This window comes from Streptomyces sp. NPDC107498 (genome assembly GCF_055582805.1).
The window spans coordinates 168,637-177,835 of record NZ_JBVJPE010000017.1 but is presented as its reverse complement, the minus strand read 5'-3'; the positions used below and the strand labels follow the sequence as shown (position 1 = coordinate 177,835).

General features: G+C 69.8%; 8 protein-coding genes. 2 read left to right on the top strand and 6 right to left on the bottom strand.

The genetic code is table 11. From position 1 onward, the window contains the following. Positions 1–331: 331 nt before the first annotated feature. Both ACZ66Z_RS27155 and dapA read right to left on the bottom strand, forming a co-directional pair. The gene (locus ACZ66Z_RS27155; RefSeq protein WP_469937977.1) at positions 332–2,017 is read right to left on the bottom strand and encodes a ribonuclease J; all 1,686 of its coding nucleotides are present in this window, start codon (positions 2,015–2,017) and stop codon (positions 332–334) included. A gap of 100 nt (positions 2,018–2,117) precedes the next feature. Further along, positions 2,118–3,017, bottom strand: a complete 900-nt coding sequence (gene dapA / locus ACZ66Z_RS27150; RefSeq protein WP_469937976.1) for a 4-hydroxy-tetrahydrodipicolinate synthase — start codon at positions 3,015–3,017, stop codon at positions 2,118–2,120. A 338-nt stretch (positions 3,018–3,355) separates the two neighbouring features. Between dapA and ACZ66Z_RS27145 the strand changes: the two genes are divergently transcribed. Further along, on the top strand, positions 3,356–3,595 hold the full coding sequence (locus ACZ66Z_RS27145; RefSeq protein ID WP_469937975.1) for a hypothetical protein: 240 nt from the start codon (positions 3,356–3,358) through the stop codon (positions 3,593–3,595). Positions 3,596–3,649: 54 nt separating this feature from the next. Beyond that, complete coding sequence (locus ACZ66Z_RS27140; protein WP_469937974.1) at positions 3,650–4,210, top strand: hypothetical protein; 561 nt, start codon at positions 3,650–3,652, stop codon at positions 4,208–4,210. Here ACZ66Z_RS27140 and ACZ66Z_RS27135 read toward each other — a convergent pair. From ACZ66Z_RS27135 to ACZ66Z_RS27120, 4 genes are read right to left on the bottom strand one after another with little or no spacing between them, the layout of a single operon-like run. Then, entirely contained in the window at positions 4,200–4,652 is a 453-nt protein-coding gene (locus tag ACZ66Z_RS27135; protein ID WP_469937973.1) for a hypothetical protein, read from the bottom strand. The two genes, ACZ66Z_RS27140 and ACZ66Z_RS27135, sit on opposite strands and share 11 nt — an antisense overlap. 5 nt (positions 4,653–4,657) lie before the next feature. Continuing rightward, positions 4,658–5,410: a 4-hydroxy-tetrahydrodipicolinate reductase gene (gene dapB / locus ACZ66Z_RS27130; protein WP_469937972.1), complete on the bottom strand. Its 753-nt coding sequence runs from the start codon at positions 5,408–5,410 to the stop codon at positions 4,658–4,660. Between the two features lie 21 nt (positions 5,411–5,431). Beyond that, entirely contained in the window at positions 5,432–6,811 is a 1,380-nt protein-coding gene (locus tag ACZ66Z_RS27125) for a M16 family metallopeptidase (protein ID WP_469937971.1), read from the bottom strand. Further along, positions 6,808–9,027: a polyribonucleotide nucleotidyltransferase gene (locus ACZ66Z_RS27120; protein ID WP_469937970.1), complete on the bottom strand. Its 2,220-nt coding sequence runs from the start codon at positions 9,025–9,027 to the stop codon at positions 6,808–6,810. Before ACZ66Z_RS27120 ends, ACZ66Z_RS27125 begins: the two co-directional genes overlap by 4 nt. Positions 9,028–9,199 lie beyond the last annotated feature (172 nt).

The window sequence follows — 9,199 nt, the reverse complement described above, 5'->3', positions numbered from 1 at the left end:
TGGCACGCTGTTGAGTTCTCAAGGTGCGGACGCTTCCTTCGGTCCCGATCTCCGGGCCCTCCGGGCGCTTCCTTCGTTTCCGACTCTATCAGATCTTTCCGACCCGATTTCCTCGGTGCTTTCCGGTCCCGAATTTGTTTTCTTCGAGGCCTTCCGGCGTGTTCCGACTTTATCAGAAGTTCTGAGTCGGATTTCTCGCCTCTCGGTTCCTCCTCCGGGCGCGCGTCGGCGCCGGGGACTTCCCGATCTGGCGGAGCCGTAAACGTACTGGAGCGGGGCGCCCCGATGCAAATCGAGGGGCCCCGCTCCGTTGTTCCGCTGGTCAGAGGTCTCAGACCTCGACGACGACCGGGAGGATCATCGGGCGCCGGCGGTAGGTGTCGGAGACCCACTTGCCGACGGAGCGGCGGATCAGCTGCTGGAGCTGGTGGGGTTCGACGACGCCGTCCTGGGCGGACTTGTTGAGCGCCTGGTCGATCTTCGGGACCACCGCGTCGAAGGCGGAGTCGTCGATCCCGGAGCCCCGGGCGTGGACGTGCGGGCCGCCCACGATCTTGCCGGTCGACGAGTCGACCACGACGAAGACCGAGATGATGCCCTCCTCGCCGAGGATGCGGCGGTCCTTGAGGGAGGTCTCGGTGACGTCGCCGACCGAGAGGCCGTCCACGTACACGTAACCCGCCTGGACCTTGCCGGTGATGCGGGCGCGGCCGTCGACCAGGTCGACGACGACGCCGTCCTCGGCGATGACGATGTGGTCCTTGGGGATGCCCGTCATCGCGCCGAGCTCGGCGTTGGCGCGCAGGTGGCGCCATTCGCCGTGGACCGGCATGAGGTTCTTCGGCTTGCAGATGTTGTAGAAGTACAGCAGCTCGCCGGCCGAGGCGTGGCCCGAGACGTGGACCTTGGCGTTGCCCTTGTGGACCACGTGCGCGCCCCAGCGGGTCAGGCCGTTGATCACGCGGTAGACCGCGTTCTCGTTGCCCGGGATGAGGGAGGACGCGAGGATCACCGTGTCGCCGGGGACGATGCGGATCTGGTGGTCGCGGTTGGCCATGCGGGACAGGGCCGCCATGGGCTCGCCCTGGGAACCCGTGCAGACCAGCACGACCTCGTCGTCCGGCAGGTCGTCGAGGGTCTTCACGTCCACCACGAGGCCGGCCGGGACGCGGAGGTAGCCCAGGTCGCGGGCGATGCCCATGTTCCGGACCATCGAGCGGCCGACGAAGGCGACCCGGCGGCCGTACTCGTGGGCGGCGTCGATGATCTGCTGGATGCGGTGCACGTGGCTGGCGAAGCTGGCCACGATGATGCGCTTCGGGGCGTTCGCGAAGACGTTCCGCAGGACGTTCGAGATGTCCCGCTCCGGCGGGACGAAGCCCGGGACCTCGGCGTTCGTGGAGTCGGACAGGAGGAGGTCGATGCCCTCCTCGCTGAGCCGCGCGAACGCGTGGAGGTCGGTGAGCCGGCCGTCCATCGGAAGCTGGTCCATCTTGAAGTCGCCGGTGGCGACGGCCATGCCCGCGGGGGTGCGGATGGCGACGGCCAGGGCATCCGGGATGGAGTGGTTGACGGCGATGAACTCGCAGTCGAAGGGGCCCAGGGTCTCGCGGTCGCCCTCCTTCACCTCCAGGGTGTAGGGGCGGATGCGGTGCTCCTGGAGCTTCGCCTCGATCAGGGCGAGGGTCAGCTTGGAGCCGATGAGCGGGATGTCCGGCTTCAGCCGGAGCAGGTAGGGGACGGCACCGATGTGGTCCTCGTGCCCGTGCGTGAGCACGATGCCCTCGATGTCGTCGAGGCGGTCCCGGATGATGGTGAAGTCCGGCAGGATCAGGTCGACGCCGGGCTGCTCCTCCTCGGGGAAGAGGACGCCGCAGTCGACGATCAGCAGACGGCCGTCGAACTCGAAGACCGTCATGTTGCGGCCGATCTCGCCGAGGCCGCCGAGCGGGATGACGCGCAGGCCGCCCTTGGGCAGCTTCGGCGGAGCGCCGAGCTCAGGATGCGGATGACTCAAAAGACTCTCCTCACCATGCGCGCCACGTACCGGTCGGGCACGTGGCGCGCATGACAATCGTGCACTTGCTGTTGTCAGTGTTCAGTTGTGAAGTCCGTTGTCAGAGTTCTACCCCGCCGGCGGCCAGGTCGACCTTGAGCTGTTCGGTCTCCTGTGCGGAGAGCTCGACGAGCGGCAGGCGCAGCGGGCCGGCCGGGAGGCCCTGGAGGGCGAGGGCGGCCTTGGTGGTCATGACGCCCTGGGTGCGGAACATGCCGGTGTAGACCGGCAGCAGCTTCTGGTGGATCTCGGTGGCCTTCTGGACCTCGCCGCCGAGGTGGGCGTCGAGGAGGGCGCGGAGCTCCGGGGTGACGAGGTGGCCGACGACGGAGACGAAACCGCAGGCGCCGACGGAGAGCAGCGGCAGGTTGAGCATGTCGTCGCCGGAGTACCAGGCGAGGCCGGAGCGGGCGATGGCCCAGCTGGCGCGGCCGAGGTCGCCCTTGGCGTCCTTGTTGGCGACGATGCGCGGGTGCTCGGCGAGGCGGACGATCGTCTCGGTGTCGATCGGGACGCCGCTGCGGCCGGGGATGTCGTACAGCATCACGGGGAGGCCGGTGGCGTCGGCGATGGCCGAGAAGTGCCGGTACAGGCCCTCCTGCGAGGGCTTGTTGTAGTAGGGCGTCACGGCGAGGAGGCCGTGGGCGCCGTCGCGCTCGGCGGTGCGGGCCAGTTCGATGGAGTGGTGGGTGTCATTGGTGCCGATGCCGGCGATGACGTGGGCGCGGTCGCCGACCGCCTCCAGTACCGCTCGTACGAGCTGCGATTTCTCCGCGTCGCTGGTGGTCGGGGACTCGCCGGTGGTGCCGTTGACGACGAGGCCGTCGTTGCCTGCGTCCACCAGGTGGGTGGCGAGTCGCCGGGCGCCGTCGAGGTCGAGTGCGCCGTCCGCCGTGAAGGGCGTGACCATGGCGGTGAGGACCCGCCCGAAGGGGGTCTGCGGAGTGGAGATCGGAGCCATGGGTAACACGCTACTCGCTGCTCAGCGCCGGGTGTCCCCGAGGGGGACAGGAGAAAGGGAGCCCGGCGCTGCCTGCTCGGGGGTTCAGGCAGCGCCGGGTCCGTTTGATCAGCCTAGATGAACTTCGCGAAACGTCGCAATACGGACACTTCGCATCGTGCGTTCGGACATGTGTACCTGTAGGGCCGGACAGCCGGGCGGCCTGCGCGGATTCTCTCCGGATCGTGACGTCCTACCGGAGGATGAGATTCGGCCGCTTTGATGAAAAAGGGCACCAAAACGTCGGTTCCGTCGTCTGTACCTGTGACGCATGACCGAGAAGAAGGAGAGTGGCCCTGATGTTGCGCCGGCGAGAGGCCGTACCGTTCGCGTTCGTCGCGGAGGCCGACCACTTCCGCAGTAACGTCACTCCACCGCCCCGGGAGCGCCTCGGCGTCTCGCAGGTCGTGGGCCGCGCCCTGCTCGGGCTGACCGTCGTGGCCGGCCTCGTCGGATCCCTCGTCCTGGGAATGCCCTCGCTCCAGTCGGGTGACCCGGCCACTCGTCAGCAGCAGTCCGAGGCCTCCGACAACCGCTGAGGTAGCCTCACCGGGCACCGCCCCTTCGAGCGTGCTTGTGAGTGAGGACCTGTCGTGCCCCTGCCCTTTCTGATGGCCGACCGTGCTTTTGACACGACCGACCACGTCGCCCTGCCGTTCGACGACCACGACCAGTGGCGTCGTCCGTACCGGCCGGGGTCGTGGCGGGTGGGGGCGGCGGCGCTCGCGCTGCTGCTCGCCTCCTTCGTGCTGCTCGCCGCCGTGGTCATCGCGGCGGCCGGAGCCTTCGGCGGCGCGTGCGTCACGCTCGGCGTCGCCGTGCTCGCCATCGCGGCCGCCCTGCGGATGCTGCGCATGGGCGCCTGGGTGAGCCGCGCCGGCGTACGGCGCGTGGGCTTCTTCTCGACCGTCACCGTGCCCTGGGCGAAGGTGACGTCCGTGCGGACCGTCCAGCAGCCGGTGCGCTGGCTGGGGCTCCCCCGCACGGTCCAGGGCCAGGCCCTGGTGCTCGACCGGCGGGGCGGTGAACAGCTGCTGCTGCTCACCGACCACAACGCCGACTTCCTCTCCCGGGTCGAGGCCTTCGACCGGGCGGCCGACACCGTCGAGGCCTGGAACGCCGAGTACGGCACGGATCCGGCCCCTACGCGCTGACCGCACGCCCCTCGTGGAGCGCGATGGCCCGCTGCATCGCCTTGCGGGCCCGGGGGGTGTCCCGGGCGTCGTGATAGGCCACCGCGAGCCGGAACCAGCAGCGCCAGTCCTCGGGCGAGTCCTCGGCCTCGGCCTTGCGCAGGGCGAAGACCTCGTCGGCCGAGTCCCGGTCGATCCGGCCGCCCTGCGTGCGCTTCAGCTCGTCGACGGGCAGGCCGCCCTCGGCCTCCAGCTCGGAGGCGAGGCGGTTTGCCCGGCGCGCGAACCGGGTGTTCTTCCAGAGGAACCAGCCGCCCACGACGGGCAGCAGGAACGCCACCGCGCCCATGCCCATGGCGGCCGGCTCGCCCGTGAGGAGCAGCAGGACGCCCTCCATCCCCACCACGCCGAAGACGAGGACGAGCACGGTGGCCAGGAAGACGTACGTGATCTTTCCGCCCACGGCCGTCAGCCCAGGTCCAGGAAGTGCTCCAGGCCGAAGGTGAGGCCCGGAGTCGTGGTCACGCGGCGGGCGCCCAGCAGGATGCCCGGCATGAAGCTGGAGTGGTGCAGGGAGTCGTGCCGGACGGTGAGGGTCTCGCCCTCGCCGCCGAGCAGCACCTCCTGGTGGGCCAGCAGGCCCCGGAGCCGTACGGAGTGGACCCGGACGCCGTCGACGTCGGCGCCGCGCGCGCCGTCGAGGGCGGTGGTCGTGGCGTCGGGCTGCGGGACGCTGCCTGCCTTCGACCGGGCCTCGGCGATCAGCTGGGCGGTGCGGGCGGCCGTCCCGGAGGGGGCGTCCACCTTGTTCGGGTGGTGCAGCTCGACGACCTCGACCGACTCGAAGTACGGGGCCGCGATCTGCGCGAACTTCATGGTGAGGACCGCTCCGATGGAGAAGTTCGGAGCGATGAGGACGCCGGTCTCCGGGGAGGCGGCGAGCCAGGTGTTCAGCTGCGCGAGGCGGTCCTCGGTCCAGCCGGTGGTGCCGACGACCGCGTGGATGCCGTGACGCACGCAGAAGTCGAGGTTCTCCATGACCGAGTCCGGGGTGGTCAGCTCGACGACGACCTGGGCGCCCGCCTCGGTGAGCGCCTCCAGGCCGTCGCCGCGGCCGAGGGCCGCGACCAGTTCCATGTCCTCGGCGGCCTCGACGGCCCTGACCGCCTCGGAGCCGATGCGGCCCTTGGCTCCGAGGACCGCCACACGCAGCTTGCTCATTGCTCTGAACTTCCTTAGGGGTCAGGAGACCGCTTGGTGGAGGCGGTCGGCTTGCTTGTCCTTCAGCGGGCCGATCACCGACAGCGAGGGCCGCTGCTCCAGTACATCGCGGGCGACCGAGCGGACCTCGTCCGGGGTGACCGCCGCGATCCGGGAGAGCATGTCGTCGACCGACATCTGGGTGCCCCAGCACAGCTCGCTCTTGCCGATGCGGTTCATCAGCGCGCCGGTGTCCTCGAGGCCGAGCACGGTCGAGCCGGAGAGCTGGCCCACGGCGCGGGTGATCTCCTCGTCCGTGAGGCCGTCCGAGGCGACCTTGTCGAGCTCGTCGCGGCAGATCTTCAGGACGTCGTGGACCTGGCTGGGCCGGCAGCCCGCGTACACCCCGAAGAGGCCGCAGTCGGCGAAGCCCGAGGTGTACGAGTACACGCTGTAGGCCAGGCCGCGCTTCTCGCGGACCTCCTGGAAGAGGCGGGAGGACATGCCTCCGCCGAGGGCCGTGTTCAGCACGCCGAGGGCCCAGCGGCGCTCGTCGGTGCGGGACAGGCCCGGCATGCCGAGGACCACGTGCGCCTGCTCGGTCTTGCGGTTCAGGAGCTCGACGCGGCCCGTCGTACGGAGGGCCCGGACGCCCTCGCGGGGGGCGACGGGGACGGCGTCGGTGCGGCCGAGCGCGCCGGCCTTCTCGAAGGCGCGGCGGACCCGGCGCACCACCGTGGCGTGGTCGACGTTGCCCGCGCAGGCGACGACCAGGTGGGTCGGGTCGTAGTGCTTCTTGTAGAAGCGGGCGATCTGGCCGCGGCTGAGCGCGTTGATCGTGTCGACGGTGCCGAGGACCGGGCGGCCCAGCGGGGTGTCGCCGAACATCGTCTGCGCGAACAGCTCGTGCACGACGTCGCCCGGGTCGTCCTCGGTCATCGCGATCTCCTCGAGGATGACGCCGCGCTCGGCGTCCACGTCCTCGTCGAGGATGAGCGAGTCGGTGAGCATGTCGCAGACGACGTCGATGGCCAGCGGCAGGTCGGTGTCGAGGACCCGGGCGTAGTAGCAGGTGTACTCCTTCGCCGTGAAGGCGTTCATCTCGCCGCCGACCGCGTCGATCGCGGCGGAGATGTCGAGGGCGGACCGCTGGTGGGTGCCCTTGAAGAGGAGGTGCTCCAGGTAGTGGGTCGCGCCGTTGAGCGTCGGGGTCTCGTCGCGGGAGCCGACGTGCGCCCAGATGCCGAAGGTGGCGGAGCGCACGGAGGGGAGGGTCTCGGTGACGATCCTCAGGCCCCCGGGGAGGGTCGTGCGCCGGACCGTGCCGATGCCGTCCTTGCCCGGGAGAAGCGTTTGGGTACGGGCGACGGCCCGCCCCTCCGAAGAGGGGCGGGCCGTCGCGCGGGAACTACGGGACGTCACTTGGCAGCGTCGTCCTTGTCGCCCTCGGCGGCGTCCTCGTCCGCGATCACGGGGATCAGGGAGAGCTTGCCGCGCTGGTCGATCTCGGCGATCTCGACCTGGACCTTGGAGCCGATCGCGAGCACGTCCTCGACGTTCTCCACGCGCTTGCCACCGGCGAGCTTGCGGATCTGCGAGATGTGCAGCAGGCCGTCCTTGCCCGGGAGCAGGGAGACGAAGGCACCGAAGGTGGTGGTCTTGACGACCGTGCCCAGGTAGCGCTCGCCGACCTCCGGCATGGTCGGGTTGGCGATGCCGTTGATCGTGGCGCGGGCGGCCTCGGCGGCCGGGCCGTCGGCGGCACCGATGTAGATGGTGCCGTCGTCCTCGATCGTGATCTCGGCGCCGGTGTCCTCCTGGATCTGGTTGATCATCTTGCCCTTGGGGCCGATGACCTCGCCGATCTTGTCCACGGGGATCTTGACGGTGATGATCCGCGGGGCGTTCGGGGACATCTCGTCCGGCGTGTCGATCGCTTCCATCATCACGTCGAGGATGTGGAGGCGGGCGTCGCGGGCCTGCTTGAGGGCCGCGGCCAGGACGGAGGCCGGGATGCCGTCCAGCTTGGTGTCGAGCTGGAGGGCGGTGACGAACTCCTTCGTACCGGCGACCTTGAAGTCCATGTCGCCGAAGGCGTCCTCCGCACCGAGGATGTCGGTGAGGGCGACGTAGTGCGTCTGGCCGTCGATGTCCTCGGAGATCAGGCCCATGGCGATGCCGGCGACGGGGGCCTTCAGCGGCACACCGGCGTTCAGCAGCGACATGGTGGAGGCGCAGACCGAGCCCATGGACGTCGAGCCGTTGGAGCCGAGGGCCTCGGACACCTGGCGGATCGCGTAGGGGAACTCCTCGCGGGTCGGGAGGACCGGCACGAGGGCGCGCTCGGCGAGGGCGCCGTGGCCGATCTCGCGGCGCTTGGGCGAGCCCACGCGGCCGGTCTCGCCGACGGAGTACGGCGGGAAGTTGTAGTTGTGCATGTAGCGCTTGCGGGTCACCGGGGAGAGGGTGTCCAGCTGCTGCTCCATGCGGAGCATGTTGAGGGTGGTGACGCCCAGGATCTGGGTCTCGCCACGCTCGAACAGCGCCGAGCCGTGCACGCGCGGGATGGCCTCGACCTCGGCGGCGAGCGTACGGATGTCCGTGATGCCGCGGCCGTCGATGCGGACCTTGTCCTTGATGATCCGCTCGCGGACCAGCTTCTTGGTCAGCGCGCGGTAGGCACCGGAGATCTCCTTCTCGCGGCCCTCGAAGGCCGGGAGGAGCTTCTCGGCGGCGATCTCCTTGATGCGGTCGAGCTCGGTCTCGCGCTCCTGCTTGCCGGCGATGGTGAGCGCCTGGGCGAGCTCGTCCTTGACGGCGGCGGTGAGCGCCTCCAGGACGTCGTCCTGGTAGTCGAGGAAGACCGGGAACTCGCCGGTGGGCTTGGCGGCCTTGGCGGCGAGGTCCGACTGGGCCCTGCAGAGGACCTTGATGAAGGGCTTCGCGGCCTCGAGACCGGCGGCGACGACCTCCTCGGTCGGCGCCTCGGCGCCGTCCTTGACCAGCTGGACGGTCTTGTCGGTGGCCTCGGCCTCGACCATCATGATCGCGACGTCGCCGTCCTCCAGGACGCGACCGGCGACGACCATGTCGAAGACGGCGTCCTCGAGCTCGGTGTGCGTCGGGAAGGCGACCCACTGGCCCTTGATCAGGGCGACGCGGGTGGCGCCGATGGGGCCGGAGAAGGGCAGGCCCGCCAGGATCGTGGAGGCGGAGGCGGCGTTGATCGCGACCACGTCGTACAGGTGGTCGGGGTTGAGCGCCATGATCGTCTCGACGATCTGGATCTCGTTGCGCAGGCCCTTCTTGAAGGAGGGGCGCAGCGGCCGGTCGATCAGGCGGCAGGTGAGGACGGCGTCCTCGGAGGGGCGTCCCTCACGGCGGAAGAAGGAGCCGGGGATCTTGCCGGCCGCGTACTGCCGCTCCTCGACGTCCACCGTCAGGGGGAAGAAGTCGAGCTGGTCCTTGGGGCGCTTCGAGGCGGTGGTCGCGGAGAGGACCATCGTGTCGTCGTCCAGGTAGGCGACGGCGGAGCCGGCGGCCTGCTTGGCCAGACGGCCGGTCTCGAAGCGGATGGTGCGGGTACCGAAGACGCCGTTGTCGATGACGGCCTCGGCGTAGTGGGTCTCGTTCTCCACTATGGGTTTCTCCTACGTGTTCGTCTTTGCGTCCTTCGGCCCGTGTGGCCGGGGACGGTGTGCGACGGCGGCGGAGAAGCTCGCGCTCGGAGGGCGGGCCGGTCTTCGATCGAAGCACCCGGGTCTTCGTTTCCGGGGGCCACTACCGAGGACCGGCGGCTGGCCGGCGGCT

Coding starts and splice junctions, on each gene's coding strand:
- dapB (WP_469937972.1), bottom strand. CDS start 5,410: ATGAGCAAGCTGCGTGTGGCGGTCCTCGGAGCCAAGGGCCGCATCGGC.
- ACZ66Z_RS27145 (WP_469937975.1), top strand. CDS start 3,356: ATGTTGCGCCGGCGAGAGGCCGTACCGTTCGCGTTCGTCGCGGAGGCC.
- dapA (WP_469937976.1), bottom strand. CDS start 3,017: ATGGCTCCGATCTCCACTCCGCAGACCCCCTTCGGGCGGGTCCTCACC.